Annotated in this window: 31 protein-coding genes; 10 read left to right on the top strand and 21 right to left on the bottom strand. The window is 68.9% G+C overall.

From position 1 onward, the window contains the following. Positions 1–65: 65 nt before the first annotated feature. Positions 66–1088: an alpha/beta hydrolase gene (locus VKG81_RS07940; protein WP_324395287.1), complete on the top strand. Its 1023-nt coding sequence runs from the start codon at positions 66–68 to the stop codon at positions 1086–1088. Between the two features lie 42 nt (positions 1089–1130). Here the strand turns inward: VKG81_RS07940 and nrdR are convergent, their stop codons facing one another. Together nrdR and VKG81_RS07930 are read right to left on the bottom strand one after the other, a co-directional pair. Next, the gene (gene nrdR / locus VKG81_RS07935; protein ID WP_324395286.1) at positions 1131–1595 is read right to left on the bottom strand and encodes a transcriptional regulator NrdR; all 465 of its coding nucleotides are present in this window, start codon (positions 1593–1595) and stop codon (positions 1131–1133) included. 82 nt (positions 1596–1677) lie between these two features. Next, a complete protein-coding gene (locus VKG81_RS07930) occupies positions 1678–2130 on the bottom strand; it encodes a LysM peptidoglycan-binding domain-containing protein (RefSeq protein WP_414685198.1) in 453 nt (150 codons plus the stop codon). A gap of 197 nt (positions 2131–2327) precedes the next feature. Here VKG81_RS07930 and lexA point away from each other — a divergent pair, with 197 nt between their 5' ends. Then, positions 2328–3005, top strand: a complete 678-nt coding sequence (gene lexA / locus VKG81_RS07925; RefSeq protein ID WP_324395284.1) for a transcriptional repressor LexA — start codon at positions 2328–2330, stop codon at positions 3003–3005. Positions 3006–3045: 40 nt separating this feature from the next. Continuing rightward, on the top strand, positions 3046–3318 hold the full coding sequence (locus tag VKG81_RS07920; RefSeq protein ID WP_324395283.1) for a hypothetical protein: 273 nt from the start codon (positions 3046–3048) through the stop codon (positions 3316–3318). Positions 3319–3352: 34 nt separating this feature from the next. Here the strand turns inward: VKG81_RS07920 and VKG81_RS07915 are convergent, their stop codons facing one another. After that, positions 3353–4513, bottom strand: coding sequence for an acyl-CoA dehydrogenase family protein (locus tag VKG81_RS07915; RefSeq protein ID WP_324395282.1), 1161 nt, complete (start codon positions 4511–4513; stop codon positions 3353–3355). Between the two features lie 106 nt (positions 4514–4619). Between VKG81_RS07915 and VKG81_RS07910 the strand changes: the two genes are divergently transcribed. Beyond that, positions 4620–5126 (top strand): hypothetical protein, encoded by a 507-nt coding sequence (locus VKG81_RS07910; protein WP_324395281.1) that lies wholly within the window; start codon positions 4620–4622, stop codon positions 5124–5126. On the opposite strand, the gene hflX is transcribed toward VKG81_RS07910, so the two are convergent. Genes hflX through VKG81_RS07885 form a run of 5 tightly spaced genes read right to left on the bottom strand, consistent with a single transcriptional unit; the run spans position 5108 to position 9939 of the window. After that, positions 5108–6523 carry a GTPase HflX gene (gene hflX, locus VKG81_RS07905; protein WP_324395280.1) on the bottom strand — a complete coding sequence of 472 codons (1416 nt, stop codon included), beginning with the start codon at positions 6521–6523 and terminating at the stop codon, positions 5108–5110. The two genes, VKG81_RS07910 and hflX, sit on opposite strands and share 19 nt — an antisense overlap. A gap of 46 nt (positions 6524–6569) precedes the next feature. Next, the gene (gene dapF / locus VKG81_RS07900; protein ID WP_324395279.1) at positions 6570–7442 is read right to left on the bottom strand and encodes a diaminopimelate epimerase; all 873 of its coding nucleotides are present in this window, start codon (positions 7440–7442) and stop codon (positions 6570–6572) included. A 4-nt stretch (positions 7443–7446) separates the two neighbouring features. Further along, entirely contained in the window at positions 7447–8376 is a 930-nt protein-coding gene (gene miaA / locus VKG81_RS07895) for a tRNA (adenosine(37)-N6)-dimethylallyltransferase MiaA (protein WP_324395278.1), read from the bottom strand. Next, positions 8373–9056, bottom strand: coding sequence for a hypothetical protein (locus VKG81_RS07890; RefSeq protein WP_324395277.1), 684 nt, complete (start codon positions 9054–9056; stop codon positions 8373–8375). The genes miaA and VKG81_RS07890 overlap by 4 nt, the downstream gene beginning before the upstream one ends. Positions 9057–9060: 4 nt before the next feature. Then, positions 9061–9939 carry a DMT family transporter gene (locus VKG81_RS07885; protein ID WP_324395276.1) on the bottom strand — a complete coding sequence of 293 codons (879 nt, stop codon included), beginning with the start codon at positions 9937–9939 and terminating at the stop codon, positions 9061–9063. A gap of 195 nt (positions 9940–10134) precedes the next feature. On the opposite strand from VKG81_RS07885, the gene VKG81_RS07880 reads away from it, so the two are divergent. Then, positions 10135–11460: a DUF349 domain-containing protein gene (locus VKG81_RS07880; protein WP_324395275.1), complete on the top strand. Its 1326-nt coding sequence runs from the start codon at positions 10135–10137 to the stop codon at positions 11458–11460. Here VKG81_RS07880 and VKG81_RS07875 read toward each other — a convergent pair. Both VKG81_RS07875 and miaB read right to left on the bottom strand, forming a co-directional pair. Continuing rightward, on the bottom strand, positions 11457–12041 hold the full coding sequence (locus tag VKG81_RS07875) for a hypothetical protein (protein ID WP_324395274.1): 585 nt from the start codon (positions 12039–12041) through the stop codon (positions 11457–11459). The two genes, VKG81_RS07880 and VKG81_RS07875, sit on opposite strands and share 4 nt — an antisense overlap. Next, positions 12038–13537: a tRNA (N6-isopentenyl adenosine(37)-C2)-methylthiotransferase MiaB gene (gene miaB, locus VKG81_RS07870; protein ID WP_324395273.1), complete on the bottom strand. Its 1500-nt coding sequence runs from the start codon at positions 13535–13537 to the stop codon at positions 12038–12040. Before miaB ends, VKG81_RS07875 begins: the two co-directional genes overlap by 4 nt. Before the next feature lie 121 nt (positions 13538–13658). Here miaB and VKG81_RS07865 point away from each other — a divergent pair, with 121 nt between their 5' ends. Further along, a complete protein-coding gene (locus tag VKG81_RS07865) occupies positions 13659–14387 on the top strand; it encodes an amino acid ABC transporter ATP-binding protein (protein ID WP_324395319.1) in 729 nt (242 codons plus the stop codon). Between the two features lie 37 nt (positions 14388–14424). On the opposite strand, the gene recX is transcribed toward VKG81_RS07865, so the two are convergent. From recX to VKG81_RS07845, 4 genes are all read right to left on the bottom strand, one after another. After that, complete coding sequence (gene recX, locus VKG81_RS07860) at positions 14425–14952, bottom strand: recombination regulator RecX (RefSeq protein WP_324395272.1); 528 nt, start codon at positions 14950–14952, stop codon at positions 14425–14427. Then, positions 14918–15958 (bottom strand): recombinase RecA, encoded by a 1041-nt coding sequence (recA, locus tag VKG81_RS07855; protein ID WP_324395271.1) that lies wholly within the window; start codon positions 15956–15958, stop codon positions 14918–14920. The genes recX and recA overlap by 35 nt, the downstream gene beginning before the upstream one ends. A 224-nt stretch (positions 15959–16182) precedes the next feature. After that, the gene (locus tag VKG81_RS07850; protein WP_324395270.1) at positions 16183–16377 is read right to left on the bottom strand and encodes a DUF3046 domain-containing protein; all 195 of its coding nucleotides are present in this window, start codon (positions 16375–16377) and stop codon (positions 16183–16185) included. 9 nt (positions 16378–16386) lie between these two features. Further along, a complete protein-coding gene (locus tag VKG81_RS07845; RefSeq protein ID WP_324395269.1) occupies positions 16387–17559 on the bottom strand; it encodes a glycosyltransferase in 1173 nt (390 codons plus the stop codon). A gap of 42 nt (positions 17560–17601) precedes the next feature. Here VKG81_RS07845 and VKG81_RS07840 point away from each other — a divergent pair, with 42 nt between their 5' ends. After that, positions 17602–18048 carry a limonene-1,2-epoxide hydrolase family protein gene (locus tag VKG81_RS07840; RefSeq protein WP_324395268.1) on the top strand — a complete coding sequence of 149 codons (447 nt, stop codon included), beginning with the start codon at positions 17602–17604 and terminating at the stop codon, positions 18046–18048. Here VKG81_RS07840 and pspM read toward each other — a convergent pair. From pspM to pgsA, 5 genes are all read right to left on the bottom strand, one after another. Then, positions 18045–18860 carry a phage shock envelope stress response protein PspM gene (gene pspM / locus VKG81_RS07835; protein ID WP_324395267.1) on the bottom strand — a complete coding sequence of 272 codons (816 nt, stop codon included), beginning with the start codon at positions 18858–18860 and terminating at the stop codon, positions 18045–18047. The two genes, VKG81_RS07840 and pspM, sit on opposite strands and share 4 nt — an antisense overlap. A gap of 9 nt (positions 18861–18869) precedes the next feature. Then, positions 18870–19688, bottom strand: a complete 819-nt coding sequence (gene pspA / locus VKG81_RS07830; protein ID WP_324395266.1) for a phage shock protein PspA — start codon at positions 19686–19688, stop codon at positions 18870–18872. 130 nt (positions 19689–19818) lie between these two features. After that, positions 19819–20145 (bottom strand): transcriptional regulator ClgR, encoded by a 327-nt coding sequence (gene clgR / locus VKG81_RS07825; protein ID WP_324395265.1) that lies wholly within the window; start codon positions 20143–20145, stop codon positions 19819–19821. Positions 20146–20217: 72 nt separating this feature from the next. Beyond that, on the bottom strand, positions 20218–20706 hold the full coding sequence (locus VKG81_RS07820; RefSeq protein WP_324395264.1) for a nicotinamide-nucleotide amidohydrolase family protein: 489 nt from the start codon (positions 20704–20706) through the stop codon (positions 20218–20220). Beyond that, positions 20684–21256, bottom strand: coding sequence for a CDP-diacylglycerol--glycerol-3-phosphate 3-phosphatidyltransferase (gene pgsA / locus VKG81_RS07815; protein WP_324395263.1), 573 nt, complete (start codon positions 21254–21256; stop codon positions 20684–20686). Before pgsA ends, VKG81_RS07820 begins: the two co-directional genes overlap by 23 nt. A 132-nt stretch (positions 21257–21388) precedes the next feature. On the opposite strand from pgsA, the gene VKG81_RS07810 reads away from it, so the two are divergent. Next, positions 21389–21901 (top strand): amino-acid N-acetyltransferase, encoded by a 513-nt coding sequence (locus tag VKG81_RS07810; RefSeq protein ID WP_324395318.1) that lies wholly within the window; start codon positions 21389–21391, stop codon positions 21899–21901. Positions 21902–21916: 15 nt separating this feature from the next. Here VKG81_RS07810 and VKG81_RS07805 read toward each other — a convergent pair whose 3' ends face one another. Next, on the bottom strand, positions 21917–24511 hold the full coding sequence (locus tag VKG81_RS07805; RefSeq protein WP_414685196.1) for an FtsK/SpoIIIE family DNA translocase: 2595 nt from the start codon (positions 24509–24511) through the stop codon (positions 21917–21919). On the opposite strand from VKG81_RS07805, the gene VKG81_RS07800 reads away from it, so the two are divergent. Further along, entirely contained in the window at positions 24486–24800 is a 315-nt protein-coding gene (locus tag VKG81_RS07800) for a putative quinol monooxygenase (RefSeq protein ID WP_324395261.1), read from the top strand. The genes VKG81_RS07805 and VKG81_RS07800 overlap by 26 nt on opposite strands. A gap of 1 nt (position 24801) precedes the next feature. Then, positions 24802–25620 carry a mycofactocin-coupled SDR family oxidoreductase gene (locus VKG81_RS07795; protein ID WP_324395260.1) on the top strand — a complete coding sequence of 273 codons (819 nt, stop codon included), beginning with the start codon at positions 24802–24804 and terminating at the stop codon, positions 25618–25620. 14 nt (positions 25621–25634) lie between these two features. Here VKG81_RS07795 and VKG81_RS07790 read toward each other — a convergent pair. After that, the coding region (locus tag VKG81_RS07790) for a ribonuclease J (RefSeq protein ID WP_324395259.1) at positions 25635–26218 on the bottom strand (584 nt) is incomplete at its 5' end.

Below are 26218 nucleotides of genomic sequence, written 5' to 3'. Positions count from 1 at the left end.
ACAAGCCCTAACCGACAGGCAAATAACCGACAGCGGCCCGCCCGCCCCGACCTGAAGTTGGCCATATGACCGCTCGCAAACGCAACCTGCGTCCGGTGCGCGAGGTGACACCGTCGCTGCAGTTCCGCACCATCCACGGCTACCGGCGGGCATTCCGGATCGCGGGCTCGGGTCCCGCGATCCTGCTGATCCACGGCATCGGCGACAACTCGTCCACGTGGGAAACCGTGCAGGCCAAGCTCGCGCAGCGGTTCACCGTGATCGCGCCCGACCTGCTGGGCCACGGCAAGTCCGACAAGCCGCGGGCCGACTATTCGGTGGCGGCGTACGCCAACGGCATGCGGGACCTGCTTGCGGTGCTCGACATCGAGCGGGTCACGCTTGTCGGCCATTCCCTGGGTGGCGGAGTCACGATGCAATTCGCCTACCAGTACCCACAATTGGTGGAGCGGATCGTCCTGGTTGGCACCGGAGGTGTGACCAAGGACGTCAACTTCGCGCTGCGGGTGGCGTCGCTTCCGATCGGCAGCGAGGCGCTGGCGTTGCTGCGGCTGCCCGGCGCGGTCCCGGCGCTGCAGTTGGCGGGGCGCATCATCGGCACCGTGCTCGGCGCGACGAGCTTCGCGCGCGACCTGCCCGACATGCTGCGGGTGCTCGCGGAACTTCCCGAGCCCACCGCGTCGGCGGCGTTCTCCCGCACGCTGCGCGCCGTCGTGGACTGGCGCGGCCAGGTGGTGACGATGCTCGACCGATGTTATCTCACTGAATCCGTTCCGGTGCAACTGATTTGGGGCAGACACGATTCGGTCATCCCGGTGAGCCACGCCCGGATGGCCCACGCGGCGATGCCGGGTTCGCAGTTGGAGATCTTCGACCGCGCGGGCCATTTCCCGTTTCATGACGACCCCGACCGCTTCGTCGAAGTGGTCGAGCGGTTCATCGATGCCACCGAGCCGGCCGAGTACGACCAAGACCTGCTGCGCAACCTGTTGCGCACAGGCATCAGCGAGAAGGCCATCACCGGGCCGCTGGACACCCGTGTCGCGGTACTTGATGCGATGAGCTCGGACGAACGCAGCGCGACCTGACGGCTGCAGCAGTGACGGCCTGACGCATATCGCCTACCGGGCTTACTGCGAGGCGGAGACCTTGCGGTGTGCGCGCATCGCCTCGATCTCGCGCTCGAAGTCGGCCGCCGACGAGAAGGACCGGTACACCGAGGCGAACCGCAGGTAGGCCACCTCGTCGAGGTCACGCAGCGGCCCGAGGATAGCCAGGCCAACTTCGTGACTGGGCACCTCCGGAGAACCCTTGGCCCGCACTGTGTCCTCGACCTGCTGCGCAAGCAGGTTGAGCGCGTCTTCGTCGACCTTGCGGCCCTGGCAGGCGCGCCGCACGCCGCGGATCACCTTTTCGCGGCTGAACGGCTCGGTGATCCCGCTGCGCTTGACCACCGCCAGTACCGCCGTCTCGACGGTGGTGAAGCGGCGGCCGCACTCGGGGCACGAGCGTCGCCGCCGGATGGCCTGGCCTTCGTCGGTTTCGCGGGAGTCGACGACGCGGGAATCGGGATGGCGGCAGAACGGACAGTGCATCACTGCTCCTTCACCGCGCCAACGATCCGGGGACTCAACCGCCTCCGAGACTACCTGCGGGCGCCCGAGCATGCCGCCGCCGTCAGCCCACCGGAGCGATGAGCGTCTGCCCGGCATCCAATGCCGCAGAGTCGAGTCGGTTGAGTTCTTTGATGCGCTCGACGACTTGGCCCACCGGCGCGTCGGGCGCCACCCTGGCTGCCAGCCGCTCGAGGTTGTCGCCGGCCTGAACCTGCACCACCGCCAGTTTGTCGGGGACCGCGGGGGCGGAGCCGCCGACACCGCCGGAGTGTGCCAGCGCCCCCAGCCAGACGGTGATCAGCGCCGCCATTCCGGCCAGCGCGATCGTCACGGCGGCGCTGACCGGCCGGCGGCGGTGCGGCGCCCGCGACGTCGCCACGCCGGTCCCCCGGAAGGCGACCGCCCCGCCCGCCGGCCGCGTTGGCGCCGGACGCCTGCGCCCGTTCGGTGACCTCGCCGGCCGATGGCCGACTGCCCGGCCCGCCGGCCGCAGCTCCACATCGGTGACCGTCATCTTCCTGCCCTCTCTCCCGCCCACCGGATCGCTCCTGTGTTCGAATATAGTCGACCATGCGTTCGAATCCGAACATTTGATCGATTTGTACCAGAGGGCACCGACAAGTCCGCGAGGACTCTGGGGCGGACACGGTAACGCGACACGCCTCGAACAAATGTTTGATGATGTCGTGCACGCGGACTACATTCAGCGGCATGAGCGACAGCAGCGACACATCGCGACCTACTCCCGACTCGGCGCTCACCCAGCGTCAGCGCAAAATCCTGGAAGTGATACGCGCCTCCGTGACCGGCCGGGGCTATCCCCCGAGCATCAGAGAAATCGGCGACGCGGTCGGCCTGACGTCCACGTCGTCGGTGGCTCATCAGCTTCGCACCCTGGAGCGGAAGGGCTACCTGCGGCGCGACCCGAATCGACCCCGCGCCGTGGACGTTCGAGGCGCCGACGAGGCCGCAACATCGGTTGGCACCGACGTCGCCGGATCGGATGCGCTGCCGGAGCCGACGTTCGTGCCGGTGCTGGGCCGCATCGCCGCGGGCGGCCCGATTCTCGCCGAGGAAGCCGTCGAGGACGTCTTCCCCCTGCCGCGTGAACTCGTCGGCGACGGATCGCTGTTCCTGCTGAAGGTGGTCGGTGAATCGATGATCGACGCGGCGATCTGCGATGGCGACTGGGTGGTGGTCCGACAGCAGAGCGTCGCAGACAACGGAGACATCGTCGCCGCGATGATCGACGGCGAGGCCACGGTGAAGACGTTCAAGCGCACCGGCAATCAGGTCTGGCTGATGCCGCACAACCCGGCATTCGACCCGATTCCCGGCAACGAGGCCGCGATCCTCGGCAAGGTCGTCACGGTTATCCGCAAAATCTAGATTCCGGGCGCCTTCGGCCCCGATGCGGCACTGTGGTGGTATGGCCGCCGATTTCCCGCGTCGTGGAAGGCGCCTGTTGTGGGCATCGGGATTCGCGTTGGCGATCGCTGTGCCCGCGCTCACCGCAGTTCCCGGCCACGTCGACGTGATCGCCGGGTGTCCGGTGAATGAAGTCCCCAATCCGCGCGGCTACGGCTGCGTACCGGTCCTTGCTCGTGGCGGTGCCGTCGTCGGCGCCCCGACCGAGCACGAACTCAGTGTCTGCCACGGCGGCAACCTCTACTTCTGCATCGACCCGTACGCCGTGCCGTAGCTGGCTACCGGGCTGCACTGGCAGGCCGGGGCCGTCAGACACCCAGGCTGCGGCCGATGATCTCCTTCATGATCTCGGTCGTCCCGCCGTAGATCGTCTGCACCCGCGAGTCGAGGAACGCCCGCGCTATGCCGTATTCGCGCATGTAGCCGTAGCCGCCGTGCAGTTGCAGGCAGCGGTCGATCAGCCGCACCTGCGCCTCGGTCGAGTACCACTTGGCCATCGCGGCCTGCTCGGCGGTGAGCTTCTCGTCGAGGTGCAGCCGGATGAATTCATCGACCATGATCCGCACTGCGGTGGCCTCGGTCGCCAACTCGGCCAATAGGAAGCGACTGTTCTGGAAGCTGCCGACCGGCTTACCGAAGGCCTTGCGCTCCTTTGTGTATTCGAGGGTCGACTCCAACACCTGCTCCATCGCAGCCGCGGCCATCACCGCGATCGACAGCCGCTCCTGCGGCAGGTTCTGCATGAGGTAGACGAAGCCCTGGCCTTCGTCACCGAGCAGGTTCGCCGACGGTACCCGCACGTCGTTGAAGGACAACTCGGCCGTGTCCTGCGCGTCCAGGCCGATCTTGTCCAGCTTGCGACCGCGCTCGAAGCCCTCCATACCCCGCTCGACCACGAGCAGGGAGAATCCCAGCGCGCCCTTGTCGGGACTGGTCTGCGCGACCACGATCACCAGGTCGGAGTTGATCCCATTGGTGATGAAGGTCTTCGCGCCGTTGAGCACCCAGTCATCGCCGTCTCTGACCGCCCGGGTTTTGATGCCCTGCAGGTCGCTTCCGGTACCTGGTTCGGTCATCGCGATGGCAGTGATCAGCTCGCCGGTGCAGAACTTCGGGAGCCAGCGTTGCTTCTGCTCGTCGTTGGCGAGGCGCATCAGATACGGCGCGATGACGTCGTTGTGGAGGCCGAAGCCGATCCCGCTGAACCGGCCGGCGGTGGTTTCCTCGGTGATGATCGTGTTGTAGCGAAAGTCCGGGTTACCGCCGCCGCCGTACTCCTCAGGCACCGCCATGCCCAGAAAGCCCTGCTTGCCGGCCTCCAACCACACCCCGCGGTCGACGATCTTGTCCTTCTCCCACTCCTCGTGGTATGGCGCGACGTGGCGTTCGAGGAAGGACCGGTAGGACTCGCGGAACAGCTCGTGCTCGGGCTCGAAGAGCGTGCGCTCGTACATGACGGCTTTGCCCATGGGATGACCTCCGGTGTACGGGGAACTTTGCCGACCAACGTATACCAACCGGATGGTTGGGTGGGAACCGGCGCCCGGTCCTACGACGCCGCCTACAGTCACGGCCATGGCCGAAACGATCACCGTGCGGGAGCGCGGGCGCCTGATCGAGTTTTCGTTCGAGGACATGCTTCGCTATGCCGGGCCGCACTCGCCCGGCGGCGTGGCCCATGCATTCAAGGCGCTGCAACGCGCGATCGCGGTCCTGTCGCCCGACGTGCCGCCGCAACGCAGGTCGATCGCCGTCCGCACACCCTTCCAGGGCCCGGGCGCCCGCGACGGGTTCGAGGCGGTGACCAGGGCCGTCACCGATGGCCGGTACATCGTCGACACCACGCTGGCCCGGCCCGGGCTCGGCCGGCTGCGCCAGAGTTTCGTGTTCGAGGTCGGCATCGGCGACCGGACGGTGACGCTGCTGCTGCGCGACGGGTTCGTCACCGACGAGTTCATCGATCTGGCGGGCAAAGCTGCGCGCAGCGAGGCCGAGGAGTCCCGCCTCGACGAGCTCAAAGCGCAGCTGGCGCAACGGGTGATGGGGGCGCCGGCCGAGCACGTCTACGACGTCGCGAACTGACGCAGGCTGGCCGCCAGCGCCACCGGCACGCGCGCCCTGATCCGGGTGCCGTCGGCGCTGTGTTCGGACTGCTGGACCCGTCCGTCGGCGTGCACTCGTGCGACGAGATCGCCGCGGTCATAGGGGATGACGACATCGACCGGAGTATCGGTGGGCGCGACGAGCCGGGACATCTGGGCCCGCAACGCGTCGACGCCCTCCCCGGTGCGGGCCGAGACGAATACCGCGTCCGGCAGTGCCCTGCGCAGCTTGGCCAACGTCAAGTCGCTCGCGGCGTCGACCTTGTTGACCACCAAGAGCTCCGCCGCCCCGTGTCCGTCGTGATCGGCGACAACCTCGCGGATGACCTGTCGGACCGCGTCGATCTGCGCCAGCGGATTGGGGTCGGAACCATCGACGACGTGCACCAGCAGGTCGGCGTCGACAACCTCCTCGAGCGTCGACCGGAACGCCTCGACCAACTGGGTCGGCAGGTGCCGGACGAACCCGACGGTGTCGGTCAGCACGAAGGGCCGTCCGTCGTCGAACTCACCGCGCCGTGTGGTCGGCTCCAAGGTCGCGAAGAGCGCGTTCTGTACCAGCACACCGGCACCCGTCAGCGTGTTGAGCAGACTGGACTTGCCGGCGTTGGTGTAGCCGACGATCGCTATCGACGGCACCTCGCTGCGCAGCCGGCGACCGCGTTGGGTGTCGCGGGCGTGCTTCATGGCCTTGATGTCGCGGCGGAGCTTGGCCATCCGCTCACGGATGCGGCGCCGGTCGGTTTCGATCTTCGTCTCGCCGGGGCCGCGCAGGCCCACCCCGCCGGTGCCGCCGCCGGCACGGCCGCCGGCCTGCCGCGACATCGATTCGCCCCAGCCGCGCAGCCGCGGAAGCATGTACTCCATCTGGGCCAGCGACACCTGCGCCTTGCCTTCCCGGCTGGTCGCGTGCTGGGCGAAGATGTCGAGGATCAGCGCCGTACGGTCGACTACCTTGACCTTGACCGCCTTCTCCAGCGCGGTCAGCTGCGCCGGGCTCAGTTCGCCGTCGCAGATGACGGTGTCGGCACCGGTGGCGACGACGATCTCGCGCAGCTCCTTGGCCTTACCCGAGCCGATGTACGTCGACGCGTCGGGCTTGTCGCGGCGCTGGATCAACCCTTCCAGCACTTCGGATCCGGCGGTTTCAGCGAGTGCGGCCAACTCGGCGAGGCTGGCCGCGGCGTCTGCCGCGCTGCCCTCGGTCCATACACCGACCAGCACGACCCGCTCCAGGCGCAGCTGGCGGTATTCGACCTCGGAGATGTCGGTGAGTTCGGTCGACAGGCCTGCGACGCGGCGCAGCGCCGAGCGGTCCTCGAGCGCGAGCTCACCCGAGCTCGGTGTGTCGTCAAACGGAAATTCTGGATGTGTCATAGCCAATAACAGATGGTGCACGGCGCACCCGCGCCGCGCATCCGAATTAACGCTGCTGGGAGCGCCACCATTCCTCCGACAACTCGCCGCGCGCGACCAACACCGACGGCCCGCGCAGGTAACTCGTCGCGTCGGTGACCGTGACCTCGACCTCGCCGCCGGGGATCCGGACCGTCAGCGACCCCGTCGACGCGCCCGTGCATACCAGCGCTGCCACCGCGGCGGCGACGGTTCCCGTTCCGCACGAACGGGTTTCTCCGACGCCGCGCTCGTGTACCCGCATCGACACGGCACCGTCACGCGGGGCGGTGACGATCTCGACGTTGACCCCCTCGGGGAACTGCCGGCGGTCGAATGACACCGGCGCGCCGACGTCGAGGACAGCCAGCTCGCCGGCGGTCAACGCGGGATCGACGCACGCCAGGTGTGGGTTACCGACGTCGACCGCCACGCCGCGGAACCGCCGGCCGCCGACGACCGCCTCCCCGGTGCCGACCTGGTTGGCCTTGCCCATCTCCACGGTCACGTCGGCGAACGTGTCGTCGACGCGATGCAGCTGCACCGGCCGCGGACCGGCCAGCGACCCGACGACGAACTCGTCGCGCGTCTCCAGCCCGTTGGCGCGCAGGTAGTGCGCAAACACCCGGACGCCGTTTCCGCACATCTGCGCGATGGACCCGTCGGCGTTGCGGTAGTCCATGTACCAGTCGCCCGGCCGCACGCCTTCGGGCAGCCGCTCGAGCACGCCCGCGGCGACAGCCGCGTCGGCGGTCGTCACCCTCAGCACGCCGTCGGCGCCCAGCCCGCGGCGGCGATCGCAGAGCGTCGCCACCGCGGCGGGTGTCAGGGATATCTCCGCCGTCAGGTCGGCGAGCAGCACGAAGTCGTTCTGCGTGCCGTGGCCCTTGACGAAGATCACCTGCTCAGGATACGTGTCGCCACGCTCGCACAGTGGCCTCGACGTTGGCGGCCGGTGCGTCGGCGCCGTTGAGCCAGCCGATGCGGTGGTCACGGCGGAACCACGAGCGCTGCCGCCGGACGTACCGCCTGGTGCCGGCGTACGTCTGCTCCCGTGCCGCGGCCAGTGCTTCGGGTCCTCCGCCGGCATCGAGCGCGGCGATCACCTGGGCGTATCCCAGGGCCCGGGACGCGGTGACGCCGTCGCGCAGGCCATGACGCAGTAGCCCGGAGACCTCGTCGACCAGCCCCTCGGCGAACATCCGCTCGGTGCGCTGAGCCAGCCGCTCGTCGAGTTCAGCCGTCTCCCGGTCTAATCCGACGATCGCCGTGTCCCAGCGCGGTGCGCCGATGACGGGTGCCGATGCCGCGAACGGCCGGCCGGTCAGCTCCACGACCTCCAGCGCGCGCACGATGCGCCTGCCGTCGGTCGGCTGAATCGCGGTCGCGGCGACGGTATCGCGGCGGGCCAGTTCGGTGTGCAGCTCGGCCGCCCCCACCTCGGAAAGCCTGCTCTCCCAGCGGCCACGGACCGCGGGGTCGGTGGCCGGGAAATCCCAGTTGTCCAGAAGCGACTGAACGTACATCATCGAGCCGCCCACGACGACTGGCACCGCGCCGCGCGCCGCGATCCGCTCGACGTCGGCCGCGGCGGCGCGCTGGTAGTTCGCGACTGTCGCGGTCTCGATGACATCGAGCACGTCGAGCTGATGGTGCGTGATGCCGCCCCGTTGCGCGACGGTCAGCTTCGCGGTACCGATGTCCATGCCGCGGTAGAGCTGCATCGCGTCGGCGTTGACGATCTCGCCACCGACTCGCTCCGCGACAGCCAGCGCCAGCTGTGATTTGCCCGAGCCGGTCGGCCCAACGATCGCGATCGGTCGGCTGATGGTCATGGCTGCCAGATGCCGGCGAAGTAGCCGACGCCGTACGGTGCGCCGCGGTACAGCTCCTTGGCGCAGCGCGGTCCCGGTTCTGTCAACCCGGCCAGGACCTGCCAGGCGACGCGGCCGGTGATCGACGCAGGCAGCCGGCCCAGGGTGGCGAGGTCGCCGGCGCCCAGCGCGTCGTCGAGCGCAGCCTGCACAGCGACGGAGGCAGGGTCGTGACCGCCGGGGGCCGACGGAGTCAGCGTGTGAGCGCCATCGGCGACGATCAGCGCGCCGATCGGCTCCGCCGGCTCGTCGACGGCGGCCCGCAGCGCCCGCCCGCGGGCCGCCGCGGTGTCGGCGTCGTGGTCGTGGGCGAACACGTGAACCTCCGCACGGGCGTGCGGACGGACCAAGCCGCGCAGCCACCCGGTGATCAGTGCGCACAGCGGCAACCGGTCCATCCCCGCTGCGGTGGGCGACATCCCCACTGGCACGTCGACGCCGTACCCGGCGAAGGTGCCGGCCGAGTCGCGGCCGACGACGGTGTCGGCGCCGTCGACGCCGACCGCGAGCCACCGGTCCGGCAACGTCGCGGCCGCCGCGAACACGGCCTCCCGCAGATCCGCGATTTCGTCGGCGGCGGCGCCGGCCAGGTCGGGAATCAGCACCGGCGCGGACGGGATGATCGCGATGGCCGTCAGCACGGGTTCACGCTAACGCTTCCGCCGGTTTCTGCGACGCGGCTGCGGCGCCACGGGCGAGCGCCGCGGTGGAAAAGACCATGACCACGACCGCCAGCCCGAGCGCTGAGTAGCCGGCCCGGTGGGTGTGGAGCGTCTCGCCGAGCACCACGATGCCCAGCACAGAGCCGACGATGGGTTCGGCGACCGTCATGGTCGGCAGCGACGCGGTCAGCGAGCCGGCGCGAAATGACGACTGCTGCCAGGCCGTGGCGGCGATCGCGACGAGCGCCCACACGTACAGTTCCGGCGTGCGCAGCAGCGCCCATAGGCCGTGGTCGATTCGGTGGACCACACCCTTGGTCAGCACCGCGAACACGCCCCACAGCGCACCGGAGACGAAACCCAGCAGCACGGCACTCACCGGCCCGGACCACACGCGGGCCCCTAGCACGCAAAGCACCAGCAGCGGACCCAGGACGGCGACCACGCCGGCCCAGACCTCCAGCGACCCCCGCGCATGCCCCGCCGCGGGGTTGCCGACCGTCACGATCACCGCGACGCTGGTGGCCAGCAGCACCGCCCAGGCCCACTCCCACCGCGTCACCCTGCGGTGTGCCAGCTTGGCGCTGATCGGAATGGCGAACAACAGGGACGTCACGAGCAATGCCTGGACCAGCAGTACCGACCCGAATCCCAGCGCGGCGGCCTGCAGCGCGAAGCCGAGGGCGGCCACCAGGCTGCCCAGCCACCACTGGGTGTTGCGCAACAGCTTGGCGAACAGCCCGATGTGGCTCACCGGCTCATCGGTGACCGCGTGGGCCGAACGCTGGTGGATGACGTCGCCGATCGCGATGAACAACGCGGCGGCAAGGGCGAGCACGGCGGCGATGTCCGCCTTCGCCATGAGGACCTCCTGACCGGTCTTGCAGACTACATGCAACCCCGGTCGTGAATGCAACGCCAACGCGCAGGTATGACGCGCGGCGACCTGCTTCAATAGCTGGGTCGGAACGGCCTGTGGCCGGGTCGGCGAGAGCTATTGGGCGCCGCGACGCGCGGCAGGTGTGCGGGTACCCCTCCCGCGCGGAGGTATGACCAGATGACCGACAGCCAACCCGATCAGACGGCGCCGGCTCCCAAGCCGGCTCCCAAGCCGATCCCGCATCCTCTACCGCATCCGGCCCTCCCGCCCGGCGCGCGGCTGCCATCCCAGTCCAGCGATCCGCACCGGTTTGGCCGCGTGGATCCCGACGGCACCGTGTGGCTGATCACGTCGGCCGGCGAGCGGGTGATCGGGTCGTGGCAGGCCGGCGAACCCGAGGCGGCATACGCGCATTTCGGCCGCCGCTATGAGGACCTGTCCACCGAGGTCGATCTGCTGGAGCGCCGGCTGGCGTCGGGGACCGGCGACGCCCGCAAGATCAAGAGCACGGCCGCCGGGCTGTCCGAGGGGCTGCCCACCGCCGCGGTTCTCGGCGACGTCGACGCGCTCGCGGTGCGGCTTGAGGCCATCCGGGACCACGCCGAGGAAACCGCGCAGGCGGAGAGGGCGCGACGCGAAAAGCATCGGGCCGAACAGGTCGCCCGCAAGGAGGCGCTGGCTGCCGAAGCCGAAGATCTGGCGGCCAATTCGATGCAGTGGAAGGCCGCCGGCGACCGGCTGCGCGCCATCCTCGACGAGTGGCGCACCATTTCCGGCGTCGACCGAAAGACCGACGACGCGCTGTGGAAGCGGTACGCGGCGGCCCGCGAGACGTTCAACCGCCGCCGCGGGTCGCACTTCGCCGACCTGGACCGCGAGCGCGTCGGCGCCCGCCAGGCCAAGGAGCAGCTGTGCGCGCGGGCCGAGGAGCTGGCCGATTCGACGGACTGGGGCGCGACGGGCGCGGCGTTCCGCGAGCTGCTTACGGAATGGAAGGCCGTGGGGCGGGCGTCCAAGGAAGCCGACGACGCGCTGTGGCAGCGGTTCAAGGCGGCCCAGGACAGGTTCTTCACGGCACGCAACGCCGCCAGTGCGGAACGCGACGCCGAGCTACATGCCAACACCGAGGCCAAGGAACGGCTGCTGGCCCAGGCCGAGAAGCTCGACACCGGCGACCTGGACGTGGCCCGTGCTGCGCTGCGGTCCATTGCCGAGAAGTGGGAAGCGATCGGCAGGGTGCCGCGGGAACGGACAGCCGAGCTGGAGCGGCGGCTGCGTGCCGTCGAGAAGAAGGTGCGCGAGGCTGCCGAGTCGGGGTGGACCGACCCGCAGGCGGCGGCGCGCGCCGAGCAGTTCCGTGCTCGCGCCGAGCAATTCGAGCGGCAGGCGCAGAAGGCGCTGGCCGCCGGCCGCACCGCGGATGCCGAGGCGGCAAAGGCGAGCGCCGAGCAGTGGCGGCAGTGGGCCGAGGCCGCGGCCGACGCGCTCGGCAAGAACCGCTAGGCCTCGTCGGGGCCGTTGTCGTCGAGGCTCTCGAGGAAGGCCTTGGACTGCCGCTCGGCTGCGGCGCGGCGCCGTTCCTCTTCCGCGGCGAGATGAACCGCGGTGCGCGACCACACCACCCTCGCCCAGTGGAACGTCAGAAGAATCACCATCAACCAGGCCAGGATAAGGCCGAAGCCGGGGCCGGGGTGGCCGGCGCCGGCGGTCTGCCGTGACCACACGGCGAGCATGCCGGCCGGGATGGCGAGCGCCGAGCCGGCCAACGCGATCCAGGCCAGTACCCATCGGCGGGTCAGCAGCGCCAGCATCGAGAACCCCACGCTGAACACCAGCGCCAGCCAGGTGAACACCCGCGACGGGAGCGCGACCGCTGCGTGTGCGGCGGCCGGGCCGCCGATCAGCGCGTCCCATCCTCTGGCGCCACCGGTGTGCGGCAGCGCGAACGACCCGAGCAGCACGAACACCAGGATCGCGACGACGAGAGCCCGCCGGCCGGGGTCGATCTCGCCGGCCACCCGACGCTCGGCGGCGTCGATGTCCCTCTTGAACGCGTCGAAGTCGTCGTTGTTCTTGCCGGTCACGTCGGGTCCCCGATCCGGGGCATGCCCAGCCCGACGCCGCTGGGGCGGCGGCCGGCCTCGTGGGCGTCACCGGCCCGTGTGCGCCGGTGGGCGAGCAGCGAACCGTCGGCGATCAGGTGGTGCGGCGCGGCGCCGGTGATTACCGCGGTGACGAGGTCTCCCGGGCGGATCGCCCTGCCGTGGGGCGCGAAGTGCACCAGCCTGCCGTCGCCGGCGCGTCCGCTCATCCGCGCGGTGCGGTCATCTTTGCGGCCCTCCCCCGCAGCCACCAAGACCTCGACGGTCGTTCCCACTTGAGCGCGGTTTTCCTCGAGCGAGATTCGCTCCTGCAGCGCAAGGAGACGCTCGTAGCGTTCTTGGACAACGGCTTTGGGCAATTGGCCGGGCATTTCCGCGGCGGGCGTGTCGGGCCGCGTTGAGTACTGGAACGTGAACGCGGCCGAGAACCGGGCCTGCTCGACGACGTCGAGCGTCGCCGCGAAGTCGTGCTCGGTTTCGCCGGGAAAGCCGACGATCAGGTCCGTGGTGATCGCGGCGTGCGGCATCGCGGCGCGCACCTTCTCGATGATGCCGAGGTAGCGTTCGGTGCGGTAGGAGCGTCGCATCGCACGCAGGACCCGGTCGGAGCCCGACTGCATCGGCATGTGCAGGGCCGGGCACACGTTGGCGGTATCGGCCATCGCGTCGATCACGTCATCGGTGAACTCGGCCGGATGCGGCGAGGTGAAGCGAACCCGCTCCAGCCCGTCGATGCCCCCGCAGGCCCGCAGCAGTTGCGCGAACGCGCCTTTGTCGCGGGGCAGTTGCGGGTCGGCGAACGAGACACCGTAGGCGTTCACGTTCTGGCCCAGCAGCGTGACCTCGAGCACGCCGGCCCCGACCAGCGACCTGACTTCGGCAAGGATGTCGTCGGGGCTGCGGTCGACCTCCTTGCCGCGCAGCGACGGCACGATGCAAAACGTGCAGCTGTTGTTACAACCGACCGAGATGGAAACCCATGCGGCGTATGCCGATTCGCGGGCCGCGGGCAGCGCCGAAGGGAATTCCTGCAGGGCCTCCGCGATTTCAACCTGGGCTTCGCGGTTGTGCCGCGCGCGTTCCAGCAGCACCGGCAGAGCGCCGATGTTGTGGGTGCCGAACACGACGTCAACCCAGGGCGCCTTGCGCAGCACCGTGTCGCGGTCCTTCTGGGCCAGGCAGCCACCCACGGCGATCTGCATGCCGGGATCGCGCTGCTTGCGAGGCGCCAGGTGGCTGAGGTTGCCGTAGAGCTTGTTGTCGGCGTTCTCCCGGACCGCGCAGGTGTTGAAGACAACGACGTCCGCGTCGCAGCCGTCCGGTGCCCTGCGGTAGCCGGCGGACTCCAGCAATCCGGCCAGCCGCTCGGAGTCGTGGACGTTCATCTGGCAGCCGTAGGTGCGGACCTGGTAGGTCCGCGCCGGTGCCACCGAGGCACCCTCGCACGAAGAGGCAACACGCGCAGCCACCCCAGTCACATGCCCATCGTACGTATGCGCCGGAGAGGGAAATTCGCCCGCCGAGTCAAGCTGTGGGTTCCCTGGGTAGGGTCAAATCATGGCGGATGCCGCGTCAGCGATACACGGCGCATCGACTCCGATGGTGTCGCTGCGCGGGGTGGACAAGCATTTCGGCAGCTTGCACGTGCTCAAGGACATCAATCTCGACGTGCAGCGCGGCGAGGTCGTCGTGATCCTCGGCCCGTCGGGATCGGGCAAGTCCACGCTGTGCCGCACAATCAACCGGCTGGAGACCATCGATGCCGGCACCATCAGCGTGGACGGAGTGCCGCTGCCGGCGGAGGGACGGGAACTGGCGCGGCTGCGTTCCGACGTCGGGATGGTATTCCAGTCGTTCAACCTGTTCGCCGACAAGACGATCCTGGAGAACGTGACGCTCGCGCCGATCAAGGTGCGCAAGCTGCCCCGTGATCGCGCCCACGAGAACGCGATGGCGCTGCTGGAGCGGGTGGGCATCGCCGATCAGGCCGACAAGTATCCCGCGCAGCTGTCGGGCGGCCAACAGCAGCGGGTGACGATTGCGCGGTCACTGGCGATGAACCCGAAGGTGATGCTGTTCGACGAGCCGACCAGCGCGCTGGACCCGGAGATGATCAGCGAGGTGCTGGGCGTGATGGTGCGGCTCGCGGCGGACGGCATGACGATGCTGGTGGTCACCCACGAGATGGGCTTTGCGCGGCGCGCCGCCGATCGGGTGGTGTTCATGGCCGACGGGGCAATCGTCGAGTCGGCCGGGCCCGCGGCGTTCTTCGAGTCACCCCGGACCGACCGGGCGAAGGACTTCCTCGGCAAGATTCTCCACCACTGAACCCCGAGCAGACAGCTCGGCGATTCGATCGGCAGCCTCAGGTGCGCCGCCGGTCCAACTCGAGCGCCAGTTCGGTGCCGACGGTGTCGAACGCCATCGTCTGGCTGTAACCGCGCCGCGAAAGCATTCCGACGAGCCGACGGGCCACCTTCGCCTCGTCCCCGTCGAGGTTTTCGCGCCGCAGCCGCTTTCGCACGAGCTCGACCGCTTTGTCGCGCTCGGCACCGGCGTCTATGCCGTCCAGTGCCGCACTGATCACGTCGTCGCCGACACCCTTTGTCCGCAGCTCGGCGGCCAACGCCCGCTTACCTTTTCCGGCGTTGAGCCGACGCAACCGCACCCACTGCTCGGCGAAGTCGGCGTCGTCGACCAGACCGACCGCGCCGAGGCGGTCGAGCACACGATTGCTCACGTCGTCGGGATAGCCGCGTTTCGCCAACTGCCCGGCGAGTTCGGCACGGGTGCGGGCCCGCGCGAGGAGCAGGCGCAGACACAACGCCCGCGCCTGCTCCTCGCGGGCCACCGGCCCGTCAGAAATCGACGGGGGCGGGCAGGACTTCGTCATCGGTCAGCACCGCACCAATGCCGAGCTTTTCCTTGATCTTCTTTTCGATCTCGTTGGCGACGTCGGCGTTTTCCATCAGGAAGCTGCGGGCGTTCTCCTTGCCCTGGCCCAGCTGCTCCCCCTCGTAGGTGAACCACGAGCCGGACTTGCGGATGAAGCCCTGCTCGACACCCATGTCGATGAGCGAGCCTTCGCGGCTGATGCCCTTGCCGTAGAGGATGTCGAACTCGGCCTGCTTGAACGGCGGCGACACTTTGTTCTTGACGACCTTGACCCGGGTGCGGTTGCCGACCGCGTCCGTGCCGTCCTTGAGAGTCTCAATTCGCCTGACGTCCAGGCGAACTGAGGCATAGAACTTCAACGCCTTGCCACCCGTCGTCGTCTCTGGACTCCCGAACATCACCCCGACCTTCTCCCGCAGCTGGTTGATGAAGATCGCGGTGGTGCCCGAATTGCTCAACGCACCAGTCATTTTCCGCATCGCCTGGCTCATCAGTCGGGCTTGCAGGCCGACGTGACTGTCTCCCATCTCGCCCTCGATCTCGGCGCGCGGCACCAGCGCCGCCACCGAGTCGATGACCAGGATGTCCAGTGCGCCGGACCGCACCAGCATGTCGGCGATCTCCAGCGCCTGCTCACCGGTGTCGGGCTGGGACACCAGCAGCGAGTCGGTGTCCACGCCGAGCCTCTTGGCGTACTCGGGGTCCAGTGCGTGCTCAGCGTCGATGAACGCCGCGATGCCGCCGGCCGCCTGGGCATTGGCCACCGCGTGCAACGCGACGGTGGTCTTGCCCGAGGATTCCGGACCGTAGATCTCGACGATCCGGCCGCGCGGCAGCCCTCCGATGCCCAGCGCCACGTCCAATGCGATCGAGCCGGTGGGGATGATGGAGATCGGCTGACGCACCTCGTCGCCGAGCCGCATCACCGAACCTTTGCCGTGACTCTTCTCGATCTGCGCTATCGCCAGCTCGAGGGCCTTTTCACGGTCAGGGGCCTGCGTCATGAGTCATGCCTCTCTAAGTAGTCGTGTCCGGTTGATCGGTTATCGATCAGTTGGTCGTGACGCTAGAGGCAGGCACCGACAAGTCGGCCTGACCAGCATCTCGCCGTCGAACAGTGATCACTGTAGACGAACGTGTGTTCGACTCAAGCTGACACGCCGTGGTCGCGCCGAGCATGACATGAAATCCTGCGACACGAACGCGACACGAACGCGACACGAAGGAGTCACCACTCGGCGCGGGGGACGTCGAAGTCCGCGCACAGCGCCCGCCAAACATCGCGCGGGTCGGCGCCGTCCTCGATCGCCTGCGCGGCCGTGCGCCCGCCGAGGCCCGTCAGCACATGGTCGACGAGCACCGAGGCGCCGCGGACAGGGCCGAACTGCCCCTCGACGAGCTCGCGGAATTCCGTCAGCCGCACATTTCCACGCTACCGGGCCTGGGCCAGCGCCTCCTGGCACACGCGTACCGGATCGGCGACCCCGGCTATGCTCGCGCCGGCCCGCCGCGCAGCGTCGCGGTAACGCGGTGACGACAGCACGGCACCGACCGCGTCGACCAGCGCGTCCGGTGTCAGGGGCCGGACCAGACGTGCACTGCCCTGTCGCACAACACGATTCGCCATCTCCCACTGGTCGCCACCGCCGGGCACCACCACCAGCGGCACTCCGGCCAGTAGCGCCTTGGACACCATGCCGTGCCCACCACCGCAAACCACCACGTCGGCATGCGCCAGCAGTTCGTCCTGCCGCCCCAGCCCGGCGACCGCCCACGGCGGCACCGACACATCGCGACCGTTCAGCCGCGACAGCACCACCCGAGCGCCGTCCGGCAGCGTCCTGCCCGGCACCAGCGATTCGAGCGCGACCTGCGCCAAGCCGAGAGCGCCCGTCAGAGCCGTCGACGGCGCCACCACCACCACGGGCCCGAAGCCGGGTGGAATCTCGAGCACCGCCTCGGTGGGCTCGAAGTGCAGCGGCCCGACCACCACGGCTTCCGGCGGCCAGTCCGGCCGCGCCACCTCCAGCGCCGGCAGCGTCGCGATCAGCCGCCGCAACGGATCGACCCCCGCAGCCGGCAGTCCGATCCCCACCCGCGCCTCGGCGCGCTGCCGCTGCCCCGCCCGCAGTGACCGGGCCGTCAGCGTCCGCATCAGCGCGTCGCGCAGCCGCCCTCGCACACCAACGCCGGGAGCCAGCCCGCTACCCACCGGAGGCAGCCCCTTCGACGGCAGATACAGCGGATGCGGGTTCAGCTCCACCCACGGCAGACTCAGCAGTTCGGCAGCCAGCGCGCCGCACGCCGTGATTACGTCGGACACGATCAGGTCGGGCGCCAGCTCGTGCAGCCGCGCCGCGTTGAGCACCGCCATCCGCGCGGCGCGTCGGTGAATCTTGGCGCCGGCGTCGCTGTCGTCATCCGCAGGGGTGGGATCGAGCCCGTCGAGCTCGACGGCGTCGACGCCGGCCACGCGCGGGGCGTCCAGCCATTCCACTCCGGTCAGCAGCGTCGGTGTGTCGCCGGCCGCCAGAAACTTCAAACACAGCGCGATCGCCGGAAACGAGTGCCCCGGGTCTGGTCCGGCGACGACGGCCACCCGCATCCGCCTACCCTGCCACAGCCGCGACCCACTACGCTGACGGCCATGACCGACCAGCCGCTGGAGCAAACCGCTGTCGCCACGCCAACCCAGATCGTCGAAAGCTTCCTCTACGCAATACGTGACGAGAACTACGACGCCATGCTGGCGGCGCTGGACGACGACGTGGTCTATCACAACGTGGGGATGCCGATCATCCGCGGCGGCCGCCGTACCGTGAATACTCTGCGCCGCGGGCTCGAGCTTCCGCGGGCGGGCTTTGACGTCAAGATCCACCGCATCGCCGCTGAGGGTACGTCCGTGCTCACCGAGCGCACCGACGTGATTCTCTTTGGGCCGCTGCGGATTCAGTTCTGGGTGTGCGGCGTGTTCGAGGTGCGCGACGGGCGGATCACGCTGTGGCGCGACTACTTTGACTTCCTCGACATTGTCAAGGCGACTGTGCGTGGGCTCATCGCGCTGGCGGTGCCGTCGCTGAAGCCCGGCTTCTAGCGGCGAAAGCCGCCGGGGCGACTCAGCTCGTCGAACGCCTGCGCCCAGCCGGTCAGCCGTTCGGTGGCGTCGACCAGCTCGTCACGGTACCGCTGCCGCCACATCGGCGAGCTCGACACCGGCCCGCTGTTGGCCGACGAGACTAATTGCGCTGCAGCGCCGACCATCTCGTTGTACTGCTGCACGCCGTGATTCAGCTGCGCGGCGAACGCGTGGATGGTCGGTTGCAGCGACGTCCGCGACGACGGGCTCGAGGCCACCGCCCTCTCCATCGACACGACGTCTGTAGCGGTGCCCGACATCGTCGCGGCCACCGAGTTCGCGGTCCGGCTCAGCTCGACGATCTCGTCGCTGGGCAACAACCGGCCGCGTTCCATCACACCCAGCAGCGAGAACATCCCGCGTTCCGCGGTTCCCAGGGCCACCATCGCCCCACGGGCGGCCGACCCGAGCGGCGGCAGCCGCCGGGCCGCGCCCGGCCGCGGCGACGGGAGCGGCTCCGCCCGAAGCCAGCGGTAGCGCAGCAACAACAGCGTGGCCGGAGCGGCTGCTCCTGCCGCGATGATGCCGGGGATCAGCAGTGCCCACGCCGGTGTGTTCCACGACGCCAGCAACAGCGTCACCAGCACCCAGAACACGCACGCGAATGCGAAGAACAAGCCGGATCGCAGCGCCCACCGGCGCTTACGCAGCAGGCGAGCCCGGGGGTCGGCGGCCGCGCTGAGCTTCTGGGCCGCCAGGTCGGCGAACTCGCTGACGCTGTCGAGACTTCGCTGCAGCACCGAACGCCACTGTCGCGAGCCGACGACCATGATCTCGACCTACTGCTGGATCGGGTTCTGCTGCGCCGGTTCCGACGACGGCGTGGCCGCAGTCGGCGTGGAGGACGGCGTCGCCGCCCCGCCGGAGGGCAACGCCTCGCCGCGCATCGACGCGCGGATCTGCTCCAGCCGTGAATGGCCGGCCATCTGCACGCTGGCCTGCTGAACCTCGAGCATCCTACCCTGCACCGAGTTCTGTGCCAGCTCGGCTGATCCCAGCGCGTTGGCGTAGCGTCGCTCGATCTTGTCGCGTACCTCCTCCAGGCTCGGTGTGTTGCCCGGCGCGGCCATTTCGCTCATCGACCTCAGCGAGGCGCTGACCTGCTCCTGCATCTTCGCCTGCTCCAGCTGGCTGAGCAGCTTCGTGCGCTCGGCGATCTTCTGCTGAAGCACCATCGCGTTCTGCTCGACGGCCTTCTTCGCCTGGCCCGCCGCCTGCAGCGCCTGGTCGTGCAGGCCCTTGAGGTCCTCGACGCCCTGCTCGGCGGTCACCAACTGCGCGGCGAACGCCTCGGCGGCGTTGTTGTACTCGGTGGCCTTGGCGGCGTCACCCGCCGCGGTGGCCTGGCCGGCCAGTGTCACCGCCTGACGAACGTTTACCTGCAGCTTCTCGATGTCGGCGAGCTGACGGTTCAGTCGCATCTCGAGCTGCCGCTGGTTGCCGATGACCTGAGCCGCCTGCTGCGTCAGCGCCTGGTGCTGGCGCTGGGCGTCCTCGATGGCCTGCTGTATCTGCACCTTCGGATCGGCGTATTCGTCGACCTTCGAGCTGAACAGTGCCATCAGGTACTTCCACGCCTTGACGAACGGATTAGCCATGGATTGCTCCGTCTTCGTGTCGATGGGTCGTCGGAGATGTGTTGAGGTGGTCGTGTGATTGCGGTGCTGCCCAATTTATCGGTTCGCGGGCATCATCACACGCGGTCCGGTCGGGCGGCCGTCACCGACCTCAGGCGACCGCCATCGCGGAGACGTGGGGAATGACGACCCTGGTGTTGACGTCGATGTTCGGGGCGGTGGGCGCCGTCGTGTCGGTGCGCTCTTCGCGGGCCATGCGCTCGCCGGCGCCGGTCAGGACCTCCGACAGCGGGACGTCGAGCGCCCCGCAGATGGCCGTCAACAGTTCGCTCGACGCTTCCTTGCGGCCCCGCTCGACCTCAGACAGATAGCCCAGGCTCACTCGCGCCGAGTCGGAAACCTCGCGCAGGGTGCGCCCCTGCGATGTGCGGGCACGGCGCAGCACGTCGCCGATCACCTCGCGCAACAAAGCCGCCATCGTGCACTCCTTAGCTTGGGCAATGGAACTTCTTCTAGGGCAACGTTCAGCGAGTGCCGCGGGGTTCCCGCCTCACCGGCCCTCCACCAATTGCCGCAGCCGGGTCAGCGCTTGGTGGACCGCGCCGAGCCTGATATCCCATCGGGAGCCGGAAAGCAGCAGCTCGAATACCTCGGTGTCGGTGGGGCCGGCCAGTCCGATGAACACTGTCCCCACCGGATGGCCGCCGTGTGGTTCGGGGCCGGCCACGCCCGTCAACCCGACTCCCCAGGTGGCCTCGCAGCGTTGCTGAGCGCCCACCGCCAGCGCCCGCGCGGTGGGCGCCGCCACCGGGCCGACCTGCGCGAGCACCTGGCGCGGGACACCCGCGAGGGCGATTTTGGTGCCCTCGGTGTAGGTGACGAGTCCGCCCCGCAGCACCGAACTGGCGCCGGCCACACCGGCCAGGGTGGCCGCGAGCAGCCCCGCGGTCAGCGATTCCGCCGTGGCGATGGTCTGCCGTCGTACCGTGAGGTCGGCGACCAGGCCGCGGGCGTCGTCAGTGACCAGCGGGTCGTCCACGGGTGTCCCTGACCGCCTGGATCACGTAATCGATCCCAGTGAGCACGGTGAGCACGATCGCGACCGCCATCACCACCGTCGCCACCAGATGCCACGCGCCGGCCAGCGGCAGGATGAACAACCCGATCGCCACGGCCTGGACAAGCGTCTTCAACTTGCCGCCACGGCTGGCCGGGATCACGCCGCGGCGCAGCACCGCGAACCGCAAGATCGTGATGCCGACCTCGCGGACCAGGATCAGCACCGTCACCCACCACGCGAGGTCCCCGAGCGCCGAAAGACCGATCAGGGCGGCGCCCAGCAGTGCCTTGTCGGCGATCGGGTCGGCGAGCTTGCCGAACTCGGTCACCATTCCGTAGCCGCGGGCCACCGCCCCGTCGAGCCGGTCGGTCACCATCGCCACCGCGAAAACAACGAAAGCCGCAACGCGCCAACGCAGTTCGTGCCCATCGCCGAAGAACAGCGTGACCAGGAACACCGGCACCAGCAACAGGCGAACGACGGTCAGCAGATTGGCGACGTTGACCAGCCGCACGGTCGGGGCCGTCACCGTCGACCTTGACCGGATTGGGGCAGCGCTGACACGGCAACAGGATATCGGTTGCCGGCCCCCGCGCACGCAACCGATACTCTCGCAACTGTGAGTGCGGCCCGGGATGCCTCTTGGCCCGACGCCTCGCCGGTGCGCGTTCAGCGCCCCGACGGCGTCGTGGTGCGGCGCGCGCGAACCTCGGACGTGCCGACGATCAAGACGCTGGTCGACCACTACGCCGGCAGGATCCTGCTGGAGAAGAACCTCGTCACACTCTACGAAGCGGTCCAGGAATTCTGGGTGGCCGAGCGCGACGGCGAAGTGATCGGCTGCGGCGCGCTGCACGTGATGTGGTCGGATCTGGGAGAGGTGCGCACCGTCGCGGTGCATCCGAAGGTCAAGGGCCACGGCGTCGGGCATGCGATCGTCGACCGGTTGCTCGACGTGGCACGCGAGCTGCAGCTGCAACGGGTGTTCGTCCTGACTTTTGAGACGGAGTTCTTCGCGCGGCACGGGTTCACAGAGATCGAGGGCACCCCCGTGACAGCCGAGGTGTACGAGGAGATGTGCCGCTCGTATGACACCGGCGTCGCCGAGTTCCTCGACCTGTCCTATGTCAAACCCAATATCCTCGGCAACTCGCGAATGTTGCTGATGCTCTGATCCCGGCGCCGGGTTCTAGGCGTCTTCGCCACCGGATTGCAGGCCCCGGATCGACGCCAGCGTGGCGGCCAGCTCGTCGGGTTTGACCAGCACTTCCCGCGCCTTGGAGCCCTCGCTGGGACCGACGATGCCGCGGGTCTCCATCAGGTCCATCAACCGCCCCGCCTTCGCGAATCCGACCCGCAGCTTGCGCTGCAACATCGACGTGGAGCCGAACTGGCTCGACACCACCAGCTCCACGGCCTGCAGGAACACATCCATGTCGTCGCCGATGTCGGGGTCGACGTCGGCGCGCTCGCTCGTGGTCTTGGCAGTGGTGACGCCCTCGGTGTACTCGGGCTCGGCCTGGTCCTTGCAGGCCAGCACGACGGCGTGGATCTCCTCGTCGGTGATGAACGCGCCCTGCAGCCGGATCGGCTTGTTCGCCCCCATCGGCAGGAACAGCCCGTCGCCCATCCCGATCAGCTTCTCGGCGCCCTGCTGGTCGAGGATCACCCGGCTGTCGGTCAGCGACGACGTCGCGAACGCCAGCCGGGACGGGACATTGGTCTTGATCAGGCCGGTCACGACGTCGACCGAGGGTCGCTGGGTGGCCAGCACTAGGTGGATGCCCGCGGCGCGGGCCTTCTGGGTGATCCGCACGACGGCGTCCTCGACGTCGCGGGGTGCGGTCATCATCAGGTCCGCGAGCTCGTCGACGATCGCCACCACGTAGGGGTATGGCTGATACTCCCGCTGGCTGCCGAGCGGGGTGGTGATCTCCCCCGCCTTGAGCTTGGCGTTGAAGTCGTCGATGTGCCGCACGCGCGAGGCTTGCATGTCCTGGTAGCGCTGCTCCATCTCCTCGACGAGCCACGCCAGCGCCGCGGCGGCCTTCTTCGGCTGCGTGATGATCGGGGTGATCAGGTGCGGAATTCCTTCGTAGGGCGTCAGTTCCACCATCTTCGGGTCGATCAGGATCAGCCTGACCTCCTCGGGGGTGGCCCGGGCCAGCAGCGAAACCAGCATCGAGTTGATGAAGCTCGACTTGCCCGAGCCGGTGGAGCCGGCGACCAGCAGATGGGGCATCCTGGCCAGGTTCGCCGAGACGTATTCGCCCTCGATGTCCTTGCCCAGGCCGATCACCAGTGGGTGGTGATCGCGGCGGGTCGACCGGTCCGTCAGCACGTCCGCGAGGCGCACCATCTCACGGTCGACGTTGGGCACCTCGATACCGACCGCCGACTTACCGGGGATCGGGGCGAGCATCCGCACGCTCTCGGTGGCCACCGCATAGGCGATGTTGCGGTGCAGCGCGGTGATCTTCTCGACCTTCACGCCCGGCCCCAGTTCGACCTCGTAGCGGGTGACGGTCGGGCCTCGTGTCAGGCCGGTGACCGCGGCATCGACCTTGAACTGCTGCAACACCGACGTGATCGCGTCGATCATGTTGTCGTTCGCGGCGCTTCGGCGCTTGGGCGGGTCACCTTTGATGAGCAGGTCCAGCGACGGCAGCGTGTACGGGCCTTCCACTACGCGGTCCAGTTCGAGCATCTCCTGCCTTGCCGCGCCGGCGTCCTTGGTGGCGCGGCGACGGACCCGCTTGGGTTCGGCAGGTTCTTCCGTCAAGGACGGTTCGGGGATGGTGGGCGCGTCGTCGTCGGGCGGGTAGTTGCCGTACGGCGAGCCGTCCCAGGCCTGCGCCTCGTCCTCGTCGTAGTCGTAGTCGTACCCGTCGTCGGCGGCGGCGTACGCGCCGCCCACGCCCCGCGCCGTGAACATCGCACGCAGAGCGGCAGGCACCTCGCGCACCGTGGTGCCGGACAGCAGCAGCACTCCGAACAGCACGCCGATCACCAGCAGCGGTGTGGCGATCCACACGGTCAGCCCGTCGGAAAGCGGGCCGCCGATCGCGAACCCGATGAACCCGGCGGCGTGCTGCCGACCGGCAGGCGAATCGGGGGAACCCGCCCACAGATGCCACAGGCCGAGCGCAGGCAGCGCGATCATCGTGGCGCCGAGGACGAGCCGGGGCCGGCTCACCGGGTTGGGCTCCGATCGCATCAGCACGACCGCGACGGTCGCCGTCACCAGCGGGAGCACGATGACGCCCGAACCGATCATCACCCGCAGCGCGGTGTCGATCCACTGCCCCACCGGCCGCGCGGCATCAAACCAGGAGCTGGCCGCGATCACCACCGAGAGGCCGAGCAGCGCCAGCGCGATGCCGTCTCGGCGATGCCCCGGGTCGATGTCGCGAGCGTGGCCGACCGAGCGGGCGGCGGTGCCGGCACCCCTGGCGACCATCAGCCAGGAAGCGCGGGCGCCGCTGGCCAGGGCCGCACCGGCCGCGCCGATGCCTGATCCGCGGCGGCCTCTTCGCCTCTTGACTGGCTTGCGCCGCGGTGCCGCACCCCGGGAACCGGCCCTTGACCTGCTCGTTCGGCCTCCTGAGCGGGCGGCGGTCTTACTAGGCATGGACGCAAGCCTAATCGCATACGCCTCATCTGCACCATTCGCCACACTGGTCACCAGTGGATCGCTGGTCCACCATGAGTAGGGTTGCAGGCGTAAAATCCGGCGCTCACCGAGGAGTCCATCGCCAATGCCCGTCGTCGTCGTCGCCGCCATGACCGCCAAGCCCGAATCCGTGGACCACGTCCGCGATGTGTGCAGGCGCACTGTTGAAGCCGTACAACAGGAACCAGGCTGCGAGCTCTACGCGCTGCACGAGGCCAACGGCACGTTCGTGTTCATCGAACAGTGGGCCGACGAAGACGCGCTGAAGACGCACAGCACCGCGCCCGCGATCGGCGCCCTGTTCAGCGGCATCGGTCAGCATCTCGACGGGGCACCCGACATCAAGATGCTGCAGCCTGTTCCCGCAGGCGACCCCGCCAAGGGCCAGTTGAGGCCCTGACGTGGCGTCGCTCAGCGGAAAAGTCGCCTTCATCACCGGCGCCGCCCGAGGCCAGGGCCGCGCTCACGCCGTCAAACTCGCCTACGACGGCGCCGACATCATCGCGGTCGACCTGTGCGACCAGATCGCATCGGTGCCGTATCCGATGGCCACCCCCGACGACTTGGCCGCGACCGTGAAACTGGTCGAGGACACCGGCGCCCGGATCGTCGCGAGGCAGGCCGACGTCCGCGACCGCGCGTCGTTGAGCACCGCGCTGCAGGCTGGTCTTGACCAGTTCGGCCGCCTCGACATCGTGGTCGCCAACGCCGGAATCGCTCCGATGCAGGCGGGCGAAGACGGCTGGCGCGACGTGGTCGACGTCAACCTCACCGGCGTGCACAACACCGTCGAGGCAGCGATACCGGCGATGATCAGGCAACGCGACGGCGGGTCGATCGTCTTGATCAGTTCGGCCGCGGGCCTGGCTGGCATCGGAAGCGCCGATGCCGGCTCGATCGGCTATGTCGCCGCCAAGCACGGCATGGTCGGGTTGATGCGGGTGTACGCGAATCTGCTTGCGCACCACAGTATAAGGGTGAACTCAGTGCATCCGGCCGGCGTCGACACGCCGATGATCAATAACGAGTTCATCCGGGACTGGCTTTCGCGGATGGTCGCCGAATCCGATGTGCCGAAGGACATGGGCAACCTCCTGCCCGTACAGGTTCTGCAGCCGGAGGACATCGCAAACGCGGTCGCCTGGTTGGTGTCGGACGCCGCCCGCTACATCACCGGCGTGACGCTGCCGGTCGACGCGGGCTACATCGCCAAGCGCTGACGACGGGCGCCGGCCTAGATCTCGATGACCGTCGGAATGATCATCGGCTGGCGGCGGTACGTTTCGCCGACCCACTTGCCGACCGTGCGGCGCACCGCCTGGGCGATGCGGGTGGGATCGGTGACGCGCTCGGCGGCGAGGTTCTCCAACTCCTCCTCCACCATGCGGACGGCGGGCTCGAGGGCCTTGGGGTCTTCGGAGAAGCCGCGGGAATACAGGTGTGGCGGCGCGGCCGGGCGCCCGGTGCCCCGCCGCAGGACGATGGTCACGGCCACGAAGCCGGATGAAAGTATCAGCCGTTCACCGAGGGTCGTGTCGCCGACGTCGCCGAGAATCAGGCCGTCGACGAACATCTTCCCCACCGGCACCGCGCCGGCGATGCTGGCCCGCCCGGCCACTAGGTCTACGCTGACCCCGTTCTCAGCCAGCATGATCCTGTCTTCCGGCACGCCGGTCCTGGCGGCCAACTCGGCGTTGGCGCGCAGGTGTCGCCACGTGCCGTGCACCGGCATCACGTTGCGCGGCCGCACACCGTTGTAGAGGAATAGCAGCTCGCCGGCGTATGCGTGTCCCGAAACATGCACCCGCAGTTGGTTGT

The organism is Mycobacterium sp., assembly GCF_035314905.1.
Classification (GTDB): Bacteria; Actinomycetota; Actinomycetes; order Mycobacteriales; family Mycobacteriaceae; genus Mycobacterium.
This window is presented reverse-complemented; position numbering and strand designations above follow the sequence as displayed.